General features: G+C 48.9%; 20 protein-coding genes and 1 pseudogene. 18 read left to right on the top strand and 3 right to left on the bottom strand.

Annotation, left to right across the window (positions count from 1 at the left end):
* Positions 1-32 precede the first annotated feature (32 nt).
* Positions 33-2,363 (bottom strand): annotated as a pseudogene (locus CMM32_05000) (NADP-dependent malic enzyme).
* Between CMM32_05000 and CMM32_04995 the strand changes: the two are divergent.
* From CMM32_04995 to CMM32_04950, 10 genes are all read left to right on the top strand, one after another.
* Entirely contained in the window at positions 2,362-2,574 is a 213-nt protein-coding gene (locus CMM32_04995; protein MBT06258.1) for a hypothetical protein, read from the top strand. The pseudogene CMM32_05000 and the gene CMM32_04995 overlap by 2 nt on opposite strands.
* Positions 2,571-5,183 (top strand): DNA mismatch repair protein MutS, encoded by a 2,613-nt coding sequence (locus CMM32_04990; GenBank protein MBT06257.1) that lies wholly within the window; start codon positions 2,571-2,573, stop codon positions 5,181-5,183. Before CMM32_04995 ends, CMM32_04990 begins: the two co-directional genes overlap by 4 nt.
* Entirely contained in the window at positions 5,176-7,953 is a 2,778-nt protein-coding gene (locus CMM32_04985) for a [protein-PII] uridylyltransferase (GenBank protein MBT06256.1), read from the top strand. Before CMM32_04990 ends, CMM32_04985 begins: the two co-directional genes overlap by 8 nt.
* A 22-nt stretch (positions 7,954-7,975) precedes the next feature.
* Positions 7,976-9,211: an enolase gene (locus tag CMM32_04980; GenBank protein ID MBT06255.1), complete on the top strand. Its 1,236-nt coding sequence runs from the start codon at positions 7,976-7,978 to the stop codon at positions 9,209-9,211.
* A 31-nt stretch (positions 9,212-9,242) separates the two neighbouring features.
* The gene (locus tag CMM32_04975) at positions 9,243-10,955 is read left to right on the top strand and encodes an amidohydrolase (protein MBT06254.1); all 1,713 of its coding nucleotides are present in this window, start codon (positions 9,243-9,245) and stop codon (positions 10,953-10,955) included.
* Positions 10,956-10,997: 42 nt separating this feature from the next.
* On the top strand, positions 10,998-12,620 hold the full coding sequence (gene mviN / locus CMM32_04970) for a murein biosynthesis integral membrane protein MurJ (GenBank protein MBT06253.1): 1,623 nt from the start codon (positions 10,998-11,000) through the stop codon (positions 12,618-12,620).
* Positions 12,621-12,729: 109 nt separating this feature from the next.
* Positions 12,730-13,722 (top strand): tryptophan--tRNA ligase, encoded by a 993-nt coding sequence (gene trpS / locus CMM32_04965; protein MBT06252.1) that lies wholly within the window; start codon positions 12,730-12,732, stop codon positions 13,720-13,722.
* 136 nt (positions 13,723-13,858) lie between these two features.
* Positions 13,859-14,773, top strand: coding sequence for a permease (locus tag CMM32_04960; GenBank protein MBT06251.1), 915 nt, complete (start codon positions 13,859-13,861; stop codon positions 14,771-14,773).
* Entirely contained in the window at positions 14,770-15,540 is a 771-nt protein-coding gene (locus CMM32_04955; GenBank protein ID MBT06250.1) for a hypothetical protein, read from the top strand. The genes CMM32_04960 and CMM32_04955 overlap by 4 nt, the downstream gene beginning before the upstream one ends.
* Positions 15,541-15,624: 84 nt before the next feature.
* Positions 15,625-16,032, top strand: a complete 408-nt coding sequence (locus CMM32_04950; protein MBT06249.1) for a universal stress protein — start codon at positions 15,625-15,627, stop codon at positions 16,030-16,032.
* Between the two features lie 31 nt (positions 16,033-16,063).
* Here CMM32_04950 and CMM32_04945 read toward each other — a convergent pair whose 3' ends face one another.
* Positions 16,064-17,092: a chitin deacetylase gene (locus CMM32_04945; protein MBT06248.1), complete on the bottom strand. Its 1,029-nt coding sequence runs from the start codon at positions 17,090-17,092 to the stop codon at positions 16,064-16,066.
* Between the two features lie 197 nt (positions 17,093-17,289).
* Between CMM32_04945 and tsaB the strand changes: the two genes are divergently transcribed.
* Positions 17,290-17,964: a tRNA (adenosine(37)-N6)-threonylcarbamoyltransferase complex dimerization subunit type 1 TsaB gene (tsaB, locus tag CMM32_04940; GenBank protein ID MBT06247.1), complete on the top strand. Its 675-nt coding sequence runs from the start codon at positions 17,290-17,292 to the stop codon at positions 17,962-17,964.
* 14 nt (positions 17,965-17,978) lie between these two features.
* A complete protein-coding gene (locus tag CMM32_04935) occupies positions 17,979-18,449 on the top strand; it encodes a hypothetical protein (GenBank protein ID MBT06246.1) in 471 nt (156 codons plus the stop codon).
* A gap of 9 nt (positions 18,450-18,458) precedes the next feature.
* On the opposite strand, the gene CMM32_04930 is transcribed toward CMM32_04935, so the two are convergent.
* Positions 18,459-18,710, bottom strand: a complete 252-nt coding sequence (locus CMM32_04930) for a response regulator SirA (GenBank protein MBT06245.1) — start codon at positions 18,708-18,710, stop codon at positions 18,459-18,461.
* Positions 18,711-18,858: 148 nt separating this feature from the next.
* On the opposite strand from CMM32_04930, the gene CMM32_04925 reads away from it, so the two are divergent.
* From CMM32_04925 to ybeY, 6 genes are all read left to right on the top strand, one after another.
* Complete coding sequence (locus tag CMM32_04925; protein ID MBT06244.1) at positions 18,859-19,287, top strand: transcriptional repressor; 429 nt, start codon at positions 18,859-18,861, stop codon at positions 19,285-19,287.
* A gap of 60 nt (positions 19,288-19,347) precedes the next feature.
* Positions 19,348-20,160 (top strand): hemolysin-like protein, encoded by an 813-nt coding sequence (locus CMM32_04920; GenBank protein ID MBT06243.1) that lies wholly within the window; start codon positions 19,348-19,350, stop codon positions 20,158-20,160.
* A gap of 22 nt (positions 20,161-20,182) precedes the next feature.
* On the top strand, positions 20,183-20,977 hold the full coding sequence (locus CMM32_04915) for a 1-acyl-sn-glycerol-3-phosphate acyltransferase (protein MBT06242.1): 795 nt from the start codon (positions 20,183-20,185) through the stop codon (positions 20,975-20,977).
* Between the two features lie 174 nt (positions 20,978-21,151).
* Entirely contained in the window at positions 21,152-22,537 is a 1,386-nt protein-coding gene (locus tag CMM32_04910; protein MBT06241.1) for a tRNA (N6-isopentenyl adenosine(37)-C2)-methylthiotransferase MiaB, read from the top strand.
* Between the two features lie 43 nt (positions 22,538-22,580).
* Complete coding sequence (locus CMM32_04905) at positions 22,581-23,612, top strand: phosphate starvation-inducible protein PhoH (GenBank protein ID MBT06240.1); 1,032 nt, start codon at positions 22,581-22,583, stop codon at positions 23,610-23,612.
* Complete coding sequence (gene ybeY / locus CMM32_04900) at positions 23,527-24,117, top strand: rRNA maturation RNase YbeY (protein ID MBT06239.1); 591 nt, start codon at positions 23,527-23,529, stop codon at positions 24,115-24,117. Before CMM32_04905 ends, ybeY begins: the two co-directional genes overlap by 86 nt.
* Positions 24,118-24,146: the final 29 nt, after the last annotated feature.

The raw sequence follows: 24,146 nt of genomic DNA, 5'->3' as shown, positions 1-24,146 counted from the left end.
GTNTAAGNGNTGCCNTGGCACATNGCAGAAGATCANGCACTTTTCCGACGCCNNTTTTTTCNGNNTGAAGNCTNTAGGNCGGGNNTCTTNTGNCGCCGCAAGGCNTCGTGNGCNGCAAANGCNGCNTGGTTAATTATAGNGGANACNGTAGATCCCATNGGCACTATCTGGGCGGGCTTGCTGAGNCCCATAAGCAGNGGNCCTATGACGGCTTTATTCCCTATTTCGTGNANTAGTTTGGCAGAGATATTGGCGCTATGNAGNGCNGGCATNATNAAGACGTTGGCCGGNCCAGANAATCGNCAGAATGGATAAAGNTTTAGTANTTCCGAGTTAAGAGCAACATCNGCNGCTANCTCTCCGTCNTATTCNAAATCAACNNNCCTTTTATCAAGNNCCCCTACNGCNTCTCTGATCCGCTCNGCCTGTTCCCANTTNGGATTGCCAAANTTNGAATTAGATAACAGNGCNACCCNNGGNTCATANCCCATNGANCTNGNTTTNGCTGCTGTTTGNCAAGCTATATCTGCNANCTCNTCTGGNGTTGGNANCTCATGNACNGTGGTNTCNGNAATAAANACNGTTCTGTCTTCNGAGATCACCATNGAAAGCCCAAACATGCGCTCGNNCTGCCTNGGATCAAGNACCAGNCTTATNTCTTCNAGAGCGACGTAGTANCCNCGGGTTAATCCAGTGACCATAGCTTCAGCATGGTCCATNGCGACCATGCANGCTCCAAAAACATTNCGNTTTTGGTTNACTAANCGNTGGCAGTCTCGGTAAAGCATNCCGTTNCTCTGCTGACGAGAGTANAGGAAATCNGTATAGANTTTGTTGTCTTTGCTTAGNGCGGCNTTNTGTATTTCCAGGCTTTCTGGNCCGCCAAGNCCCATTTTNGACATAGTTTCNAGGATNACNTTTTCCCGNCCTATTAGAACTGGNGTNCCNAAACCCAACCCACGCCANTGNAGNGCNGCACGAATTACAGGTTCTTCNTCGCCTTCTGCAAAAACCATGCGTACTGGTTTGCNACGGACTTCCTCTTGNATCATTTGGANATTGCTNGCGGCGGGATCNAGNCTGACGCCCAGANTNCGCCTATANTCGTTTTCGTCTGCAAAAGGTTTCTGCGCNACGCCGCTNGCGATNGCNGCNTGNGCNACNGCCATAGGGACNGCGCTNATTAGGCGGGGATCNAAGGGNGCTGGNATTATNTATTCNGGTCCGTAACGNAAGTTACCCGCAGAATANGCNGCNGCAACCTCGTCNGGNACNTCCTCCCGNGCGAGCGCCGCGATGGCTTCTGCTGCNGCAATCTTCATAGCGTCGTTAATTGTAGNTGCNCGNACGTCGAGGGCNCCCCTAAAAATATACGGAAANCCCAANACATTNTTAACCTGGTTGGGATAGTCAGACCTCCCNGTTGCCATAATGGCATCANCNCGGATTGCNGCCACNTCTTCNGGNGTAATNTCTGGGTCAGGGTTNGCCATTGCAAAAATNATNGGNTGNGNNGCCATGCNTTTCACCATNTCNGNCGTCATGACNCCCTTCTTTGAGAGCCCAAAAAATACGTCAGCACCNTNNACTGCCTCAGCNAANGTTCTTAGTTCAGTAGGNTTGGCGTGNGCNGACTTCCATTGGTTCATTCCGGCCTCTCGGCCTGTAAAAATNACCCCCCGAGTNTCGCATAAAANAANGTTTTTCGGAGGNACTCCCATACCTTTTAATAGCTCCGNGCAGGCNACTCCGGCGGCNCCNGCCCCATTGATGACNACACGTGNNTCNNTAATTTNNCTNCCNGTNAGNTGTAGAGCNTTGATAAAGCCNGCNGCNGCAATTATNGCNGTTCCATGCTGGTCATCGTGGAATACGGGAATATCCATTGCTTCCCTGAGNCGTTGCTCAATTATAAAGCATTCNGGNGCNCGGATATCCTCCAGNTTTATTCCCCCCCAGGTCTTTCCTAGATGGCGCACACAATTTACGAATTCGTCTACGTCTTCTGTGTCAATCTCTAGATCTATNCTGTCTATGTCGGCAAACCTCTTAAATAAGACAGCTTTACCTTCCATTACCGGTTTGGCACCCAGCGCACCTAAATTGCCCAGGCCGAGGACTGCAGTGCCGTTTGAAATCACGGCGACCATGTTTCCNTTTGAAGTGTAATCGTACGCCAAATCTGGGTTTTTATGTATTTGAAGACAGGGCTCGGCCACCCCTGGTGAATAAGCAAGGGAAAGCTCCCTGGCTGTGGTCAAGGGCTTTGTTGGCCTTACTTCTAACTTGCCTGGCTTCCCCATGGTGTGAAAGGCAAGCGCTTCGTCCCGCAGAACTTTTGACGTTTTGTTAGATGGCGGCATGACCCTTCTTTCTGGGGTTNGTATACAAATGTATTGTAGCTATATCAGTGATGAGATTCTAGTACTGTCAACCGAGATCGTAAAGGAACTCTCTTTACAAGGGTTGTGTTATTATTTTGGTGGAGAGGACGAACCCATTACAATCTTTTGGTTCATACCTAGAGGAGTATCGCTATTAGAGGTAACGCCAAACACCAACCAACCCCGATGATGGCCCAATATTGGGCCATTAAACAGGAACATGAGGACTGCCTTTTGTTTTATCGGATGGGAGATTTTTATGAATTGTTTTTTGAAGATGCCGTGTTGGCAGCGTCTGCCCTTGATATAGCTTTGACAAAACGGGGTCGGCACGAGGGTGTGGACGTCCCCATGTGTGGGGTCCCAGTCCATAGCCACGAGACCTATCTACAAAAGTTAATTAAAGGCGGTCATCGGGTTGCGATCTGCGAACAGTTGGAAAGCCCTATGGAAGCGCGAAAACGCGGTTACAAGGCTTTGGTAAAAAGGGATGTGGTGCGGATTATTACTCCGGGCACCTTGACGGAGGAAGGTCTTTTGGATGCGCGCTCAAATAATCACCTGGCGGCTGTTGCCGCTGTCGGGTCAAACATCGGATTGGCCTGGATTGATATTTCGACAGGGAGCTTTGTTTGCTCTGCTCCAGCGTTGGAAGATCTAGGCTCTGCAATAGCCCAAATAGCGCCTGGGGAATTGTTGGTCCCGGAGGATGCTAGTCAGAAGGGAGTGCTTGTTAAGGTTTTAGCAGAGTGGAAATCTATCTTGACGTTTCTGCCACAATCTCGTTTTACCAGCCACGGCGGTGAGAACCGTCTAAAGGAAGCGTTTGCTGTCCTGGCTCTCGAGGGATTTGGAATTTTTGGGCGGGCGGAGTTGGGTGCTTGTGGGGCTCTTCTTGAATATGTGCGGCTGACCCAGAAAGGTCAATTGCCTCACCTAGCTCCTCCCAGGAGGCAAAATACAGACGCCGTTATGGCAATAGACTCCGCGACCAGACGGAGCTTGGAGATCGTAGTATCCCTTGATGGTAGCCGGGAAAAGAGCTTGCTCGGGGCAATTGACTTCACCTGTAGCGCTTCTGGAGCCAGGCTACTCGCCGCTCGATTGATGGCACCTGTCACTGATCCGAACCTAATAGCCGAACGATTGGATGAAGTTGCTTGGTTGGTCGACGATGGTTCTGTCCGTTCCGAACTTCGCAAATTGCTACGGAGTTGCCCAGATTTGGAGCGAGCCTTAGCACGGCTTACCCTGGATCGGGGAGGCCCTCGCGATTTATCCGTAGTCAAGGATGCCATTGCCGTAGGTAAACAAATTCACGCGCTTCTTTCTGAGGGGGAGGCAGCTAAGACAGGGGGGTTAATGGCGCGCTATGGGAGATTTTTTGATGCGCACAAAGAGATTTTAGATGTGTTATCGGCCGCCCTTTCTTCTGACTTGCCACTCTTAGCGAGGACGGGTGGCTTTATAGAAGAAGGCTTCTCTGAACGCTTAGATAAGCTCCGCTTAGGGCGTGATGAGAGCAGACGCTTAATTAGGGATCTAGAAAATAGCTACCGTTTGGACACGGGATTTCCGGCGCTTAAAATAAAACAGAATAATATTTTAGGTTACTTTATCGAAGTGAGAGCGGCACAGGCAGATAAAGTTCCTTCAAGTTTTATACATCGGCAAACACTCGCAAATTCGGTCCGCTTTACTACTTTGGAACTGGGTGGATTGGAGAAAATGATTTCGTCGTCGGCTTCAGATGCACTGGTATTGGAGTTAGATCTATTTCAAAAACTCGTTGAAAAGGTTTGTGATGAGAGGCTTCCGCTTACTGAAACCGCTGGGGCCCTGGCAGCGTTGGATGTGTCCGTCGGTTTTGCGCAGTTGGCNGCAGAACGAAACTATGTACGTCCGGNAGTAGATAATAGTCTACAATTTAACATCGACGGCGGGAGACATCCTGTTGTTGAGGCTAAGTCGGACGTGTCTCAAGGGGATGTGGCCTTCATTCCCAATAGTTGTAATTTAGACCCAGAATGTAGGCTTTGGCTTATTACTGGGCCAAACATGGCAGGTAAGAGCACCTTTTTGCGACAAAACGCTCTTATCACGGTGTTAGCCCAGACGGGGAGTTTCATCCCGGCAAAGGCCGGACATATTGGTATCGTAGATAGATTGTTTAGTAGGGTGGGCGCTGCAGATGATCTTGCCCGCGGGCGATCTACTTTTATGGTGGAGATGATAGAGACAGCGGCTATACTAAATCAATCTAGTGAGCGGTCGTTGGTCGTGTTGGACGAAATAGGGCGGGGTACCGCCACGTATGATGGCCTGTCTATAGCCTGGGCGGCAGTTGAATACCTCCACACTCACAACAGATGTCGCGCTCTTTTTGCTACACATTTCCACGAGCTTACGGCTTTATCTTCCAGACTAAATTCCCTTGTCTGTTATTATATGCGAGTAAAGGAATGGAAGGATACAGTCGTTTTCATGTATGAGGTGGCACCTGGGTCAGCAGATCGCTCTTACGGCATACAAGTTGCCCGCTTGGCGGGACTGCCATCACGGGTATTAAAGCGCGCTCAGGAGGTGCTGGCCGTGCTCGAGCATGAAGAGCGAGGTTCAGATCTGACCCTATCCGCTGAAGACCTGCCCCTATTTTCTATTACTAATGAAGATCCAGATCTTAATTCAGTTGATTCTGTCCGGGCACAATTGCGGCAGATTGAGCCAGATAATTTAACCCCCCTAGAGGCATTGGATGCGTTGTACAACCTTCGCAGAATAATGGAAGCCGATGAGTAGACTGCCATTTAACCAAAGGGAGGTCATCGATAGGCGGCACCTAACATCGGAGCTTTCCGCCCAACTAAAAGGTTTGTCTGGATCGACAGAGTATCGAGCAGTTCTGCTGCGGCAACTAAGAGAAAGTTTGGATGCTGGCCGGANTGTTGTTAGAAAGATTTTCGTGGATAAATCTGATGGGACTGTGGCGGCGTTAGCTAATAGCTTTTTGATGGACCAAATTATTCGCGTCGCCTTTGAACGTGTTGACGGGGACATCTTTCCAGCAATAAACCCAACGATAGCTGACCGCCTATCACTCGTCGCCGTTGGCGGGTATGGGCGAGAAGAGATGGCTCCATGTTCTGACGTCGATCTATGTTTTGTGCATCCCTGGAAGTTGACGCCGAGGGGTGAGCAAGTAGTCGAGTACCTATTATATTTACTTTGGGACTTAGGTCTAACAGTAGGTCACGCGACCAGATCCTTGGATGAGAGTGTGGCGAGGGCTAGCAAAGATGTGACAATTTGCACCAGTCTCCTTGAAGCACGGCATGTATGCGGAGATCAGCCTCTGTTTACAGAATTTATGCGGCGATTCAGGAAAGAGGTGTTGACGAAAGGCGGGGATGAGTTTCTAGCTGCCAAGATGTCTGAACGGACTGATCGACACACTCAGATGGGCAAATCTCGCTACGTGCTGGAGCCTAATATAAAAGATGGTAAGGGTGGTTTGCGCGATCTTCATACTCTGCTTTGGATTGCAAGATACTTGTACCCAATACATGAAATAGAGGATCTAGTTTCTCAGGGTGTCCTTAAGCAGGATGAAAAAAAACTTTTTGATAAATCAAATAAATTTCTATGGACTGTTCGCTTCCATCTGCACTATCTNGCTTCNCGAAAGGAGGATAGGCTCACTTTCGACCAGCAGGCGCCTGTTGCNGACCTGATGCAGTTTGGGTCCCGTCGCAATGCGACTGGCGCGGAACGTTTTATGAAGTACTATTATAGGGTTGCCAAAGATGTGGGGAATCTAACCCGAACGTTCTGTTCGGCGCTAGAGGCTGAACACAGGAACTCAACTCGGAAAACAGGCTTCAAAAGCTTTCGGAAGTATAGTGGCGTCTCAGGGTTTAGGATATCCAACGGGCGGTTGGATGTGGCTAATGATTGTGAATTTGAGCGAAGCCCAATTAAGATATTGGAACTTTTCCGGGAAGCCCAAAAGAATGGGCTGGATGTCCATCCAAACGCACTGCGTCTTCTGGGACGCAGCTTAAAGAGGGTGGATGCCAAGTTGCGTGCTGATGACCGGGCCAACAAGATTTTTTTTGAAATCCTTACATCGACGTCGGAGCCCGCCATTGCCCTCCGACGGATGAACGAGAGCGGGGTTTTGGGAAAATTCATACTGGATTTTGGTAGGGTGGTGGCCCAAATGCAGCACGATATGTACCATGTGTACACGGTTGACGAACATACGATATTTGCCATTGGGATCTTGTGGAGTCTGGAGAAGGGTGAACTGTCCGAGCAGCTGCCGCTTGTAACAGACATCGCCGGCGATTTGTTGTCGAGAAATGTTTTGTATCTAGCGCTCTTCCTTCACGATATAGGAAAGGGCAGGGGCGGTAATCACTCCACAATTGGCGCCAAAATTGCCTCAAAGCTGGGGCCGAGATTTGGACTAAATCATGAAGATACGGAGACCGTTTCCTGGTTGGTAGCGAATCATTTGCTGCTTTCCAGCACGGCATTCAAGCGGGATATTGGAGATCCACGTACGGTGAGTGACTTTGTGAGAGAAGTACAATCTCTTGAAAGGCTCCGGCTCTTACTAGTGCTGACGGTGGCTGACATCCGAGCTGTCGGACCTAAGGTATGGAATGGATGGAAGGCGCAACTGATAGAAGGCCTATATAGTGAAGCAGCTGCGGAGCTTAGCGCAGGCAGAACTCGACTTGATCGTAGCGAACGGGTTGCCGCGGCACAGGAAACTTTGTGCGGAAACCTTAGCGATTGGAATCCAAATGAAGTAGCTGAGTATCTTAAGCGGGGATATCCGAGTTACTGGCTGTCGTTTGATACAGAAATCCACACACGGCACGCTAAGTTTATAAAAGAGGCGGATGGCCATGGTAAGCAGTTTGCACTCGATTCATTGGTAGACCCGTTAAGGTCTGCCACGGAGGTGACAATATATTGTCCNGACCACCATGGATTATTTTCTGGTATTGCTGGNGCGATGGCAGCTAGCGGCGCTACTATAGCGGANGCGAGGGTTTTTTCGACCACAGATGGAATGGCCCTGGATGTATTTTGGATTCANGNNGTNGATGGCCGGCCGTATGAACAGGTGTCAAAGCTTTCTCATACGATAGAGGAGACGCTTCGCAACGATTTCAAGCCGCAAGCCNTGATNGAGAGTAAANGCGNNTTGCGTGACAGGACNAGGGTATTTTCTGTGGCGCCTAGGGTTTTGGTGGACAANAATGCNAGCTCTACTTACACNGTTATTGAGGTGAANGCNCGAGATCGAGGGGGNNTATTATATGANGTTACACGAACCCTCAGGNAGCTGCGGCTTTCTATTGGATCGGCGCGNATAACAACGTACGGTGTTAGGGCTGTGGATATATTNTATGTTAAGGATATGTTNGGAATGAAGGTNGTTGGAGACGAGCATATAAAGAAAATCAGAGATACTTTGCTGGAAGTATTNNTTCCTGAGAAGGTTGGNGGAGANAAACAGGGGCGTGCGGAANAGGGTTCGCTTGCAGCGTGTTGACTATTGAAAGAGGGAGGTCGANATGAAGATAACGGGNATTGAAGANCTACACTGTGATGCNGGATGGCGAAATTTTTCCTTCCTGAAAATTATGACAGATGAAGGTGTNGTAGGNTATTCGGAGTACAATGANGGCTANGGATCTAAAGGCCTGACCGGTGTGATCAGACCGCTTGCTGAAAGTTTGATTGGAACGGACCCTCGAGCAGTAGGGAGAATTAGTGCGAGCCTTTATGGNCAGACCCGGCAGGCGCCTGGCGGGCTGATCTCCCAAGCCATTGCGGCGATAGAAAATGCGTTGGTAGATATCAAGGCAAAGGCGCTCGGTATCCCGGTTTATGAGATGTTGGGAGGGGCTGTTAGGGATGAGATCGAGTTATATTGGTCGCATTGTGGCACTTACCGACTACACCACCATGAAATTTTGGGCGTCAAACAGCTTAACTCCCTAGAGGGTTGCCGGGAGATGGGGAGAGAGGTTGCCGACGCAGGGTTTCGCGCCCTGAAGACCAACATGTTCTTGTTTGAAGAGGAGGGTGCTCAGCGCGTTCGCGGACCAGAGGTGTATATGGCAGGATTTGCAGCTGGCGGACCCTCGAATACTCTTCGGCATACCGGGTCATATGATCTCGCGTTAAATCCAAGCGATAGGGTAAAAAAAGCGGTGAGAAATCAGATCATGGCTTTGCAAGAGGGAGCAGGCCCGGACGTTAAGGTCCATTTGGACATTAATTTCAACTTTAAGACCGAAGGTTTTCTTGGGATGGTCCACGAGCTTGATGATCTTGGTCTTCAATGGTTTGAGATTGATACCTATAATCCCACAGCTCTTAGGGATATTCGAAGATCGTGCAAGACACCAATAGCGTCCTGTGAATCTTTGTACGGACGTCGCCAGTACAGGCCGTTCTTTGAACAACATTCGGTAGATGTTGCTATCATTGATGTGCCATGGAATGGCATTCTCGAGTCTGTAAAAATTGCGGCTATGGCTGAACCCTATGAGATTAATGTTGCGCCACACAATTTTTATGGACACTTATCGACACTGATGAGCGCCCATTTTTGTGCAGTTCTTCCGCACTTGCGAATAATGGAGATAGACCCGGACGACGTGCCTTGGAAGGATGACCTGGTTACAGTCCCTCCTGTGATTGAGAATGGCGTTTTGAAATTGCCAACCGGGCCCGGGTGGGGTGCGGATCCTAATGAAGATGTTATTCGGGCCCATCCGCCTAAAGAGGGGTCGCGTGGATAAAGGTTATTTTGATTTTTATTTAGGGTAAGCAATGCATGATATTGTAATACGGACCGGCACGGTAGTGGATGGGACAGGAAACCCCAGGTACGTGGCGGATCTGGGTGTCGACAACGGGCTAATTAGTGCAGTCGGGAATGAAATATCTGCTGGTAGACGGGAAATTGATGCCGATGGTCTCATGGTCCTGCCTGGTTGGGTAGATATTCATACGCATTATGACGGGCAAGCGACTTGGGATCCCTATATGACCCCCTCTTCCTGGCACGGGGTCACAACGACAGTATTCGGTAACTGTGGCGTGGGTTTTGCCCCGGTCAGGCCAGGTTCGCAGAATTACCTAATCAACCTAATGGAAGGTGTAGAAGATATCCCTGGCACCGTCTTGGCAGATGGGATCGACTTCAACTGGGAGAGTTTCCCCGAGTACTTGGATGTGCTGGGGTCGACAAAAAGGGTCATGAACGTGGGGGCGCAGGTGCCGCATGGTGCGTTGCGCTTTTATGTGATGGGAGATAGGGGGGCGGATCATGATGAAGTTCCAACGGAAGATGAAATAGCGGAAATGGCTCGCTTGCTCGAAGAGAGCCTGAGGGCAGGGGCCCTAGGTTTTTCCACATCCCGTACCGTAAAGCACAAGGCTGCGGATGGAAGTCCCACTCCCAGCTTGAGTGCTGAGGATATAGAGCTTGCTGGTCTGGCCCAAGCCATGCGGCGCGCGGGGACAGGTGTATTTGAGTGTAATTCGGATTTAGGTCCGGGAGAATTTCTGGCACTACGGAAATTTGCCGAACTATCGGGGCGCCCACTCTCTGTCTTGTTGCTCCAGGTGGACGCTCAACCAGAGCTCTGGCGTCAAACACTGAAGCAAATTCAGGAAGCTAATGCTGATGGTCTGAGTGTGAATGGCCAGGTTGGGTGTAGGCCCATAGGAATTTTGATGGGCTTGGAGACGAGCATACATCCATTTTCTAGTCACCCAAGCTGGCGGGCCTTAGCGTCTCTATCACCGAAGGAACGGGTAATTAAAATAAAGGAAGATGCCAGCTTGCGCCGTTCCTTGGTGGAGGTTCGTCCAAACGATGGGCACACTAAGTGGATGGCCGAGGCGTTAGATAAATCGTTTGAACTATCAGACCCCCCTGATTACGAACCACACCCCTCGCAGACCATAACACGTCGGGCAGAACGCATGGGCCAGGATAGGTGGGATCTCGCATTAGAAATTCTTTTGCAGGAAGATGGGAAAGGTTTTTTACTCTTTCCCTTTGAGAATTATTCGGGTGGCAGCCTAGAGGTGGTCCGGGAAATGCTGGTGGATGAAAATACGATATGTGGGTTAGGGGATGCGGGTGCTCACGTGGCTACAATATGTGATGCGAGCTATCCCACTTTTCTGCTTACCCACTGGGCACGAGATCGAAAGCGTGGAAAAGGCGTGAGTTTAGAAGCCCTGGTGGCAAAACAAACGGGAAAGACGGCCGCATCTTATGGATTATTGGATAGGGGGATCTTGGCTCCCGGATTTAGGGCCGACATCAATCTTGTTGATTTTGCATCTTTAAGCGTGACTAGGCCGGAGCTGGCTTATGACCTGCCTTCTGGTGGCAAAAGGTTTATTCAACGGGCCGTTGGTTACGAACGGACGTTTGTTAGTGGAATAGAGGTGATGTGTGCTGGCGAGCATACTGGAGAATTTCCCGGGCGGCTCGTGCGAGGTGAACAACGACGGCCTAAGCTTTAGGGAAAGCGAAGAGGTAAACCATAGCGCAGAGATTTTTGCCGTATGGTTGCTGCGTGGACTTCGCCTACGAAGACTTTTAGAAGTGCCTTACAAAATCTGAGGATACGGATGCTAATAAAATCTGCGGCAGTGGTAGGAATGTTTACCCTCGCCTCTCGCTGTCTTGGTTTTATTCGCGATATTCTGATCGCATTCTATCTGGGGGCGGGCGCAGCTGGAGATGCGTTCTTTATTGCGTTCAAGCTGCCCAATCTTTTTAGGAGGTTGTTTGCTGAGGGTGCGTTTAACCTCGCGTTTGTGCCACTTTTTTCCGCAAAACTCACTTCTGAAGGGAAAAGAGGAGCGTTTCAATTTGCTGAGGAGGCGCTTTCTATTCTGCTAGTAGTGCTCGTGATTTTTGTTGGGTTGTCCCAGTTGGCCATGCCGTGGCTAGTAATGCTGATTGCTCCTGGTTTTGCCGATGACCCCGAGCGATTTGATTTAACTGTGTATCTTTCTCGGCTTACATTTCCTTATCTTTTGTTCATTTCCTTGGTATCCCTCCTTTCTGGCTTACTAAATAGTTTTCAGCGCTTTGCAAGTGCAGCCTTCGCCCCGGTCTTATTGAATCTTTGTTTGATCGGCTCCCTACTAGCAATGGGCGGGTCAGGTGCAGGTTCTGCTATCGCTTTGGCGTGGGGAGTGGCGTTGGCAGGGGTGATCCAACTCCTGTGGATCGCTCTGAATTGCTGGCGCCTGCGGCTGTTGCCGAGTTTACGCTACCCAAAATTGACAGCCTCTGTGAGACAACTACTTAAATTAATGCTGCCAGCTGTCGCAGGGGCAGGCGTGGTGCAGTTAAATCTTGTTGTTGATATGGTAATAGCTTCCTTACTTCCTGGAGGGTCCGTTTCTCATTTGTATTATGCTGATCGAGTCGCCCAGTTACCCCTGGGTGTTATCGGCGTGGCTATGGGAACGGCTCTATTACCAACTATCTCCCGTCAAGTTGCCGAAGGCGATGAAGGCTCGGCCCTAGCAACGCAAAATCAAGCTGTTGAACTTTCTCTTACCTTTGCTATTCCAGCCGCTCTGGCTCTGCTAGTGATTTCGGAGCCTATTATTTCGGTTTTATTCGAAAGAGGCGCCTTTACTGTAGCTGATAGTTTTGTAACTGCGGCTGTTCTTTCTGCATATGCCCTAGGCTTGCCAGCCTTCATACTTATTAAAGTTTTAGCGCCTGGTTATTTTGCTCGGAAAGATACAAAAACCCCTGTTCAAATAGCTATTATCGCACTGTTGGTTAATGTCTTCCTTAATCTCATTCTCATGCAGTTCCTAGGGGTAGTAGGCATCGCTTTAGCCAGCACAATTTCATCTTGGGTAAATGTTATATTGCTTGTCTGGGGTCTCAAGCGAAGAAGGTTGTTTCGGCCCAGCCCGAGTATGTTGTGGCGAATTGGGAAACTTTTGGCAGCGGGCGTTGTGATGGCCGCGTATCTTTGGATTGTTCAGCGATATGGGTTGTTTGGTTCTTCCCTTGGCCTATGGGCGCAAGTGTTGACGGTATTGGTTCTAGTTATAACGGGTGCGGGAGTGTATTTTATGGTCTCCGTTGCATCAGGGGGGCTGTCTTTGCAGTACTTGAGAACTATTAGCAGGGGTGGCAAGCTCGACGCACCTTGATTCGTATTTGCTTTTTTATATGTAACTGTAAGGTTGAAAACTTCTCCTGACATCGTAGTGTGGTCTGACGCCTAGGCTTGGGCATATTAGTAAATATTCTGGGGGATACATGGAGCGGATTTTTTCGGGCGTCCAACCGACGGGAAATTTGCACTTGGGAAATTACCTCGGCGCAATCCGGAATTGGGTAAAGTTGCAGTCGAAGTTTGAGTGCTTGTACTGTGTTGTTGATTTGCACGCTATTACTGTTCCGCAAGATCCGGCGGAGCTCCGTGCTAATACCCGGGAGGTCACGGCCGGCCTTCTGGCAGCAGGTTTAGATCCCGCTAAAAATATTATTTTTAATCAGAGTAAAATATCGGGTCATGCGGAGCTAGCGTGGATTTTTAACTGTGTTTCCCGACTAGGTTGGCTAAACAGGATGACTCAGTTTAAGGAAAAAGCAGGGAAGCGCAGAGATAATGCAACTGTGGGTTTATATGCTTACCCAAACCTTATGGCGGCTGATATACTCCTCTATAAAGCTACCCACGTGCCTGTCGGGGCTGATCAAAAACAGCACCTGGAGCTGACCCGGGATATAGCCCAAGCTTTTAATAGCATGTTTGATGTTGATTTTTTCCCCGAGCCGGAACCCGTGATCATGGATGACGCTGCTCGTGTTATGAGTTTGAGGAGCGGTGCCAACAAGATGAGCAAGTCGGATGAGTCTGATTATTCGCGAATCAATCTGACTGATGATGAAGATACGATTGCATTAAAAATTCAGAAGGCCCGCACTGATCCAGAACCTCTCCCTGTTAGTGGGGAGCAATTTGATGGTCGGCCGGAAGCCGAAAACTTGATCGGAATATACGCAGCCCTCAGCGATACATCCGTTGAAGAAGTATGCGCAGAATTTGGAGGGAAAAATTTTTCTGAGTTTAAGCCCCGCTTGACGGAGATAGCAGTGGCTAAGCTAGTTCCTATCGGAGAAGAGATAAAGCGCCTTTCCCAAGACTTGTCGCATATAGATGCAGTGCTATCTAACGGGGCCAAGCGAGCACAAAATATCGCACGTCCGGTTCTTTCTGAAGTTCGCGAAATAATAGGCCTTATTTGAGGAGGATTTCTGGGGTGGACTTGCCGTGGGGCCGATAGACCCTGGGTCGTTTTGCCTGAGTTTATAATATAAAAAACTTGCCTTGTTGGGTTTGTAGGCGCAAAANGNTNTNGTCTGCNTTCCATTTTAGATATCGATGGAAATTTATTTACCAATTGCTGAAATATCTATGAACATAGTCCTGCTGCTAGGCTTGGGCCTTGTCGTGGGGTTTTTGTCGGGCATGTTCGGTACTGGCGGGGGCTTTCTTATGACGCCACTGCTCATTTTCATCGGTGTACCACCTCCAGTAGCTGTGGCGACGGAAGCAAACCAGATCACGGCGGCTTCCGTCTCCGGTTTTCTGGCCCATTGGCGAAGAGGCAATGTTGACCTGAGGATGGGCGCTGTTCTTGTAGTCAGCGGTATTGTTGGCTCGGGAATGGGAGTGTTACTTTTTCGAAAGCTCCGCCAGATCGGGCAAATAGACGAATTTATTTCGATTTTGTTTGTCGTATTTCTGGGTGCGGTAGGTATTTTGATGGCAGTGGAGAGCGGCAGGTCTATTATTCGAAGGTGGAAGGGCCGGTCACCTGGACGCATGCATACNCATTACTGGGTGCATGGCCTTCCATTTAAGATGCGGTTCAGAAAATCGAAACTGTATATCAGTGTTCTGGTTCCAGCAGGTATCGGGCTATTTGTCGGAGTACTGTCGGCTGTCATGGGAGTAGGGGGTGGTTTTATTATGATCCCTGCCATGATTTACATTCTCGGTATGCCTACATCTATAGTGGTAGGAACTTCACTTTTTCAGATTATTTTTGTCACGGCTAATAGCACCCTTCTCCATGCAGGTACCAACCAAACTGTAGATATCGTACTTGCCTTGGTTTTGTTGCTAGGCGCTGTGGTAGGGGCCCAATTTGGCAGTCGTTTGGGTGCTCGCCTCAGAGGGGAGGAATTAAGAATTTTGTTAGCCATTCTGGTCCTTTTGGTGTGCGCGAAGTTGGCCCATGATTTGCTTGTAGCACCCTTAGACCCTTATTCAACTTCTTTGGTGTTTGGATGACTAGCTACTGGAATAGTAAAAATCAAAAGTTAGCCATTTGTGTTTTAATCCAGCTTTTGATAGCTGGGCGGTGTTTGTCATCAGAGTTACCTGTTGATCTGAGCAAACATAATATAGCTATTCATTCTAGTTTTACGGGGTCTAATGTCGTCCTATTCGGCGTCCAAACTGCTCCTGAAGATGAAGGAAGTAATATAATTGCAGTGCTGAGTGGACCCACCCAAAATGTGGTGGTCAGGAAAAAAAGAAAAACGATTGGCATTTGGCTTAATCGCTCTGAAGCAGTATTTCAAAATATTCCTGGTTATTATGCAGTTGCGTCAACCGGACCTATAAATAAGCTTTTGGAGTTGGAGGTGCTGCTACAGCACCAAATCGGCGTGAATAATGTTGTGCTGAGTTTAGCAGGCGCCATTGAGGGAAGGGATTATGGACCCTACAAGAAGGCTCTAGTAAGACATAAGGTTCAACAAGGTCTGTACTTTGCTGAACCGGCCGCGGTTGATTTGGTGCAGGGGGGGCTATTTAGGATACACTTCACTTTTCCATCAAATGTGCCTCCTGGGACCTACAGGGCGAAGGTATACGAGGTTAAGAAGGGAAAAATTATTTCTGAAGGAGGCACGCAGCTGTCGATAAGAAAAGCAGGTTTGGAGGCGAGAATATACCAAACTGCTCAGGATAGCCCCTGGATTTATGGTATTCTCGCCGTTGTCTTGGCATTGTTATCCGGTTGGTTGGCCGGTGCTGTTTTTAGAAGAGCATAAAAGATNAAAAAGAAGCCAACACATATCCCTGGACGGATTACTTATTTAGTTTGTGTTGATGATTCGGACGAGTGCCGGGTTGCGATGCGCCTAGCTGCTCTTCGCGCTCATCACACTGGAGGGCAAATAGTCTTACTCTACGTGATTGAGCCGGCAGCGTTTCAGCACTGGGCTGTTGTTGGTGAAAGAATGGCAGAGGAAGGTCGGGCAGACGCTGAGTGCCGGCTGCAGGCTTTGGCTGCTGAGGTCCATGATTATGCGGGTGTAACTCCTGTGCTGTTTGTTAAGGAAGGGTCAAAGGCCGAGCAAATTCTTCGACTAATTGACGAGGAGCCATACATAAGCGCTATGGTTTTGGGCTGTGCCCCTGAGGGTAAGGGTGACAACGAGTTGGTCCATCAACTTAGTAGCGAATTGACAAAGAGGTTGAGCGTTCCTCTGATAATTGTGCCGGGCAACCTAAGTGATCAAGAGCTGCGGGACTTAACTTAAAGCGCTAAATGGAAGATCCTCGATTTATGGTTTAGGGAACTAAAAGTTGCATTCCGAACCAATGCCATCGGCCACCCGGGCCCGGTAGAGTGCAGTTGACTCTGCTGCGTCCTTTCTCCAGTGGCTCTAGGAATCGGACTTCTATGCGGCTTGGCCCGAGCCGCTCGATATCTAATCGACCGGATCGAGCAAGGTAACAAGCTAATTGGCCAAGGGGCCCTAGNTTTTTAGAGACTGTGAACCCAAGGAGGGGGGGGTTTTCATTGATTAAGGCATCTGGNGGGACTANATCAGTGACCGGCAGGGGTAGGCTATCTACAACTGTGCGAAATCGGTCCAGGTGCGCAAAACTTGCGACCAAGGGGTATCTTGGGAGAGCCAAGAAATTCTCTTTGGGATGCAGAACTCCCGAATGTTGCCCAAAGGCAGCAGCATGGCCGTATCTTGCAACAAGAGCCTGTAAGGCTCTGCTATGTTCGCCAAATGGATAGCCAAAGAGCTCTGGTACTCCGCCCAGCTCTTGAAGGAACCTTTGTTGTGCGTAACCAATGTCATTTGCTGCGGCTTCAGGGTCATGGTCAGTAACTAGGTGACCGTATGTTCGGCCAAGAGAGCCTATGGTAACCCCAGCAGAAGATAGCTCTCGCAGTTGATCCCAGCTCATGTAGTTGTCCCCTCCCGAATCTATAAGGTCGGTAGCCACAAAAACAGTAAAGGGNAGGGATAAGGCTTTTAATCTTGGCCAGGCTTCCTTGTATATTGAGATGTGGGCGCCATCGAATGTAACTGCGACGGTATATTCAGGTAGGGCACTATCGCTCCGAAGGGAGTTCACAACCTGAGGTAATGAAAGGACTTCATATTTTGGTGAGGCGAGGAGAGACAAATGGCTCTCAAAGTCACTCAAACTTGTTGTTGCTCCTTTGACATCCCCAAGTCCGTGATACACTACAGCGACAGCTGATTCCTGCGTGAAACTTTCATACGGAGTTAGACATAGAAGGCACACCAACAAACATATAACAGAGCGTACCAACTTTATGTTTTCGGCAACATGCATTAAAAAGTGTTCTCTGGGTTTCTACGAGTTTAGTCAATAACTGTTATCACGGCNGGTTGGGTTTTCCTGCTTCTTGACACACAGTATATATATTCGAGTATCGCATCTGAAGGTTTACTGAGATCCGTCGATCCCAGGCGAGTTAGTAATTTGATAGTACGTATCTATCAGGAGTTTTTCAACGGAGCTGTTAAAACATGTCTTCTACCATCCTTTCACTGGCCACCGTAACAGAGATGTGTTCCGTAGCTGTTTGCTGCGAGGGTCGGGTTTTGGCAAATGACCAGCGCGCACTGGGAACCAAACATGCCGAGGAGTTGCTCCCGATGATTTCTGGTGTAATGAGACTATCGGGATGCGAATTTGAGGATTTGGACGGGATAGCAGTTGCTAAAGGACCGGGGAGTTTTACAGGAATTCGTATTGGCATTGCGGCTGCGCGCGGTTTGGCGTTGGCAGCATCGACGCGTTTGCTAGGTGTAAATAGTTTGGAGGCTATAGCTCAGGGGATTTGTTCCAACGGACGGCCAATATTGGCGACGCTTGACGCCAAACGGGGGCAAGTCTATGTCCAAATTTTCACTTCCTGCGGTTTACCATTAAATGAAGCCAGCGTTATAAATCCCTCAGAAGCTGNAGACCTGTTATACGAAAATAAATATACGATTGGTGGCACCGGGCTAGGTTTAATACGACCATACCTCTTAAACTCAAACCTTAACCAGCTAGATTTGATATTTGATGAGACAGCGGGGTTGCCGTGTGCGACGGATGTTGCCCTTGCGGCGAATTGCCAACTTTCTACTTCCCGGCCTGTTGAGGAGGTAGCTCCTATTTATTTGCGTCCAACCGACGCGTCCCCATCGACCTAACCAGAGGAGGGGAGATGCAGTCTTGCGATAATCNCTACACAGCACGTTCTAGGGAGGACGCTGAGGATATTCTTTCCATTTACTCTTCCTGTTTTGACAGCTCTCTGAAGTTGGGGTCTGTGCAAGAAATGCTGAGTGTAGAGAATAACTTCGCCTTTCTGAGTGGTTGCGATGAGGCCGGATCTCCAAGGGCGTTTATTTTCTGTCGCGTTATAGGAAGCGAATCGGAGCTCTTGTGGCTTGGGGTGATGCCAAGCATACGGAGACGAGGTAGTGCCTCTGCGCTTACGGCGGCGGCTATTAAAGAAGCATGTGCCCGCGGATCTCAGGCCATGCTGTTGGAAGTTTCGGAGTCAAATGAAGCGGCCCTTTCTCTCTATAAAAAGTTGGGATTCTTAAAGGTAGGCAAACGGTACCGCTATTATAGAACAGCTTCGGGAGAGAAGGTAGATGCGTGGCTGATGCGGCTGCCTTTAGAAGTTTGATGAGGTTCTCTAAGAAATAAGAATACGAAGCCGGTATATGCCTTTTTCATTTTCGCGAACGACTGGTGTCAGCGAGAGTATTTTATGTCCGAGCTCCGCCGCAGATCGCGGAACGTTTTCGAGGGCTTCGCCNTCCCTAAGCAGTATAGAGAGAATTCTACCGGGGCTCATTTCGTCAATAGCTAATCGTGTGTGAACAAATGTTAAGGGACAAATTTTGTCTGTTACATCGATTTCTTGGTCAAAGTATTCGCGGAGCATTTGAAGGCCACAAAGATTGTTCCTAGTTAGGGTAGAGTCTACCATGGTTTTTTCTACTACGCATTGGTTGTGTTGTGGGGCGCTCCTAAAGTATGCTTGGTGAGCATATGGCGTATGTGGCCGTGATTTTTAGACAGGAGAAGGGGTCATGACTTCGCGGATTGAAATAAAGTGTAAAGAACGGGGCTTGAAGATGACGGGGCAGCGGCGCACCATAGCTGCTGTTTTGTCGGATTCGACGGATCATCCGGATGCGGCTGCTGTGTACCGCCGGGCTGTCGTATTAGACCCAAGAATTAGTATGGCTACAGTATACAGGACTATCAGGCTTTTTGAGGATTGCGATGTTCTGGAGAAGCACGATTTTGGCGATGGTAGATCCAGGTATGAGGAGGTATCCGANGAGCATCACGATCACCTGATTGATGTATCTACAGGGGCTGTTATTGAATTTCAAAATGATGATATTGAAGTGATCCAGAGAGAGGTAGCTAAGAAGCTTGGTTACGAGCTAGTTGACCATCGCCTGGAGTTATATGGAACTCCACTGCCCCAGGGGGATGAGGAGTCCGACTAAGGCCTCATTAGCGAAGGCGAGTTAGTTTTNCGACAGGGGGGCTGGGGGCGATCAAGAATTATGGCAGCTGCGGAACAATTCGATGATTTGTACGAAGGTATCCGGTCGGGAGACCTCGAAGTTCGCCTAGCATCATCGCCAAATGATATCGATGCTTTGCAGGCGCTGCGGTATCGAGTGTTCTACAATGAAATGGGTGCGGTACCAGATAACCAAATGCGTGACCTAGAGCGCGATTTTGACCAATTTGATCCCGTCTGTGATCATCTCATGGTGACAGACGGCTCGCGCGTGGGGTCGAGCGGAGCGGTGGTGGGAACGTATCGTCTAAGTAGGCGGGCAAATGCGGAAAAATCTGGTGGATTTTATACAGCGGGAGAGTACGATATATCTGCGATTTTAGAACAACGCGGTGAAGTTTTGGAGCTCGGACGTTCCTGTGTCGCGGCTGATTATCGAAATGGACACACAATGGCTCTCCTCTGGCGTGGCATCGCCGCCTACGTGTTTAATTATGATGTGGCGTGGATGTTTGGATGTGCGAGCTTAAATGGTGTGGACATAAAGAAGCTCGCTATACCATTGTCCTATCTTCATCATTATCACATGGCTCCTTTGCGCATTAGGCCGCGAGCACTAGCAGAGCGTTACAATTCGATGGACCAAGTCTCCCAATCGAAGNTTGAAAGGCGCAGTGCCCGCTCTTTGCTACCTCCTCTTGTAAAGGGTTACCTTCGCGTTGGATGTTTTGTTGGCGATGGAGCCGTGCTCGACTTTCAATTTCAAACTACAGATGTTTGCATTATTGTGAAGACAGATAGAGTGGCTGAAAAATACCGCCAACATTATGAACATGGTCGACATTCAACGTAATCCTGGATAGAGCCTATTCAAGGTGACCTTCTCGNCAAACGTTTTAGCAATCGTGCGTCTTTTAGCCTTTTTGGCCTGGACCTTTCTGTTACTGCCACTACAGGTGTGCGCTTTATTGGTGGGATCACGTCTAAGTTGGCGCATTCCCCGCCTATACCATCAGGGTAATTGTTTTCTTCTTGGCTTAAGGGTTATTGAGCATGGGGCTCCTGATAAATCACCGGCTGTTCTCTTTGTTTCTAACCATAGTTCCTACCTCGACATTATTGTTTTGGCGGCGTTAACAGAAGCTTGCTTTGTNTCAAAATCTGAGGTGGCCGGTTGGCCGTTATTTGGGGTGTTGGCTAGGCTGAATCATACAGTTTTTGTTAAGCGTAGGATGAGAGAAAGTGGTGAAAAGTTAGGAGAGATTAAAGCCAGATTAAGACAAGGCCAACGGCTGATCCTTTTTCCCGAGGGCACGAGCAGTGATGGGAACCGTGTTCTGCCATTTAACAGCACTTTCTTTGCTGCAGGAAACGCAAAGTGGGATGGCTTTCCAGTTAAAGTCCAACCTGTTGCTATCGGTTATACAAAGGTGTTGGGTCTTCCATTAGGGCGTGGGGATCGTCCTGCTCGTGCATGGTATGGCGATATGACTCTGGCCGGACACCTCTGGTCAGTATTTAAGTCGGGGCCAACTGATGTTGAAGTAGCTTTTCTGCCCTGTCTTACTTTATGTGATTTTGCTTCTCGAAAAGAGTTAGCAAAATCTTGTGAAAATAATGTTGCATTTGCGTTATCCGAGATTCTTAGAGGAACCTTTCGTGAAGGATAAACCGCCCCCGGTTGACACTCGGCGCCGCAGTGCTAGAGTTTTCATCTCAGTTAGGTGCTGAAGTCTACAGGGAAGGCCGGTGGGCCAGGGCCGGGAGTTGGTGTGAAATATTTAGCGAGTTCAAACTGGTAAGGGCTTGGGTACCTTAGGGGCTTGATGCTAAGTTAATAAGAAATGTCAATAAAACAACAAGCGCAATCCATAAAATCAAGTGCTACCAGATCGTTGTACATAAAAACATTTGGATGCCAAATGAATGTTTACGATTCTGATAGGATGTCGGAACTACTCGGAGAAGTCGGATTTGCTGAAAAATCGTCCGTGAATGACGCTGACATGGTTATTCTGAACACGTGCCATATTCGGGAAAAGGCGAGCGAAAAGTTGTTTTCTGAGTTGGGTCGGCTGCGATTAATTAAAGAAGCTAGAGGGCGTTTGGGAGAGCAGTTTATTGTGGCTGTGGCTGGTTGTGTTGCNCAAGGTATTGGTAAAGAAATAACTCGCCGTTTCCCAGAAGTGGATATTGTTGTAGGCCCCCAGAGTTACCAAGAACTTCCAGACTTGGTCACCCGAGTGTTGGAGGCTGGGCAGTCGCGCTTAGTACAGACAGAGTTTCCGGTAGAATCAAAATTTGACTCCCTGCCAGGCACTAGAAGTCATGAGGGGGTTACAGCATTTTTGTCGATCCAAGAAGGCTGTGATAAATTTTGCACATTCTGTGTGGTCCCCTATACACGGGGAGCAGAATATTCCCGCCCCGTTTCTGAGATAATTTTCGAGGCTCGCTCTTTGGTGGAGTGCGGAGTAAAAGACATCACGTTACTGGGTCAAAACGTTAACGCTTATCATGGGCTTCGTGGAGATAACCAGAAGGCTTCTTTAGCAACTTTAATCGGGGCAATGGGGGAGATCCAAGGATTGTCGAGAGTTCGGTACACGACCTCACACCCAAGAGATATGGATGCCAATTTAATATCTGCCCATAAAAGGCTGCCCTTTTTAATGCCTCACTTGCATCTTCCGGTACAGTCCGGATCCAATAAAATTTTACGCGCCATGAATAGGGGCTACTCGGCCGAGGAATATCTGGGTATAGTTGATCAATTACGTGAGGCCCGGCCTGACATTGCTCTTTCCTCTGACTTTATTGTTGGGTTTCCTGGTGAGACCCAAGAAGACTTTGAGGCTACCCTGAGCTTGGTTGAGAAGGTGAATTTCGCTCAGGCATATTCCTTTAAGTATAGTCCGCGACCAGGCACACCGGCGGCCGATTTAAGTAGTCAAGTTGATCAAGAGATTTCCGCTGAGAGATTGGCTTGTTTGCAGCGCTTGCTTGACCAGCAACAGCTGAACTTCAACCAATCTAAAGTGGGAAGTAAACTCAAGATTTTGATAGAAAAACCCGGCCGGAATTTTGGGCAGATGATCGGAAAAAGCCAATATATGCAGGCTGTCCATGTGGGAGTGGGGCCTGCGAGCCAGCCCTTGCAGGTTGGAGATCTTATCGAGGTTGATGTGGTAGCTGGTAGCAAGAATAGTCTTGCTGGAGAAAGGGCATAAAAATGANGGGAAAAAATTGGTAAAGGCTATAGTTACTCAGGAGGTGTCTCCCAAGAAGGAGCAACCGCTGTACGTCACCTTCAATAATAACTCGCTTTTGCCGGCTCTGTTCGGCAACCACGATAGGCACTTGGCGCAAATTGAAAAAGCGCTAAACGTTTGGGTCACAAGTAGGGGCAATAGGCTGGTCATAACTGGCCCACCTGACTCAGCAGCTGTAGCCGAGAGGGCATTGGTTTCTTTATATGGTCAGCTCGAGCGAGGGATCGAAATTGGTGATGGCGAGGTCTTTGCGGCCATTGGCAGTGCACGGATGGGAGAGAAAGGTGATAGCGAAAAGAGCCTTCACGTTCACGAGGGGGTCTTTATTCAAACTCCGAAAAAGAAAGTTTTTCCTCGTTCGGCGAACCAAGGTAGTTATTTGACCGCATTGCGAGAGACGGGGCTAGTTTTCGGGNTTGGTCCTGCTGGCACCGGTAAAACGTATTTAGCTGTGGCGACGGCGTTATCTTTGATGATGAGAGGAGAGGTGGAGCGATTGGTGTTATCTCGGCCGGCAGTCGAGGCTGGTGAAAGGTTGGGTTTCCTCCCTGGTGACCTTAGGGAAAAAGTAGATCCCTATTTGCGACCCCTCTACGATGCCTTATACGATATGATGCCTGCTGAGCGGGTGAATAATTGCCTAAGCCGTGGCGATATAGAGGTTGCGCCTCTCGCATTCATGCGTGGACGGACACTGTCAAATGCCTTTGTTATTTTGGATGAAGCACAGAACACTACTGCAGTTCAGATGAAGATGTTTTTGACCCGGCTCGGTGAAAACTCCAAAATGGCCGTGACAGGGGATCTTTCTCAGATAGACCTCCCCAGAGGCGTAGAAAGTGGCTTGGAGCATGCCCTGCAGGTTGTTGGAAGGGTTGAGGACATAGACATTGTTAGGTTTTCGGGACGAGATGTTGTAAGGCATCAGCTCGTAACACGGATTGTAAATGCTTATGCTGATTTTGAGAAAAGGCACCATGGCCGAACAGGGGAAGGTACAGAAGGAATTGTATCTAGTGAGGTTAATGGCTGACAGAGCAGATACACTTACAATTTGTCTTAGAGACGATGAGCCAAAATGGCATAATCTGAAGTTTGATGTAGGTATGTGTTGTGAAGCGGCCCTGCGTGCTTCCTTTGAAGCAGCCGGTCAAATAGCGGTGAGAGGTGAGGTGAGCATACTTCTATCCAGCGACAGCGTCATTGCTAGGTTAAACAGAAAATATAGGGGTGTTGAGGGGCCCACCAATGTTTTGTCTTTTCCGGCGGCCAGTATTAGTTCTCGGTTTGAGCCTGAGATACCGCCCCTTTTGGGAGATATAGTTGTGGCTTTTGAAACCCTGGTGGAGGAGGCGGAGGCTGCGCGTATTACCATACGGGCTCACTTGGCCCACATGGTAGTACATGGTGCGTTGCATCTCTTGGGGTTTGACCATCAGGTTGGGGCAGAAGCAGAGGTAATGGAGAAGCTTGAAGTTGAATCATTACAAAGTTTGGGAATTGGCAGCCCTTACTTGGAGAGCTCTTTGAGGGGTTGATTGGACTGTGACTAATTCAAGAGACGGAA

The organism is Rhodospirillaceae bacterium, assembly GCA_002728255.1.
Classification (GTDB): Bacteria; Pseudomonadota; Alphaproteobacteria; order UBA7887; family UBA7887.
This window is presented reverse-complemented; position numbering and strand designations above follow the sequence as displayed.

Coding starts and splice junctions, on each gene's coding strand:
- CMM32_04975 (MBT06254.1), top strand. CDS start 9,243: ATGCATGATATTGTAATACGGACCGGCACGGTAGTGGATGGGACAGGA.
- mviN (MBT06253.1), top strand. CDS start 10,998: ATGGTTGCTGCGTGGACTTCGCCTACGAAGACTTTTAGAAGTGCCTTA.
- trpS (MBT06252.1), top strand. CDS start 12,730: ATGGAGCGGATTTTTTCGGGCGTCCAACCGACGGGAAATTTGCACTTG.
- CMM32_04955 (MBT06250.1), top strand. CDS start 14,770: ATGACTAGCTACTGGAATAGTAAAAATCAAAAGTTAGCCATTTGTGTT.
- CMM32_04950 (MBT06249.1), top strand. CDS start 15,625: ATGCGCCTAGCTGCTCTTCGCGCTCATCACACTGGAGGGCAAATAGTC.
- ybeY (MBT06239.1), top strand. CDS start 23,527: ATGCTTATGCTGATTTTGAGAAAAGGCACCATGGCCGAACAGGGGAAG.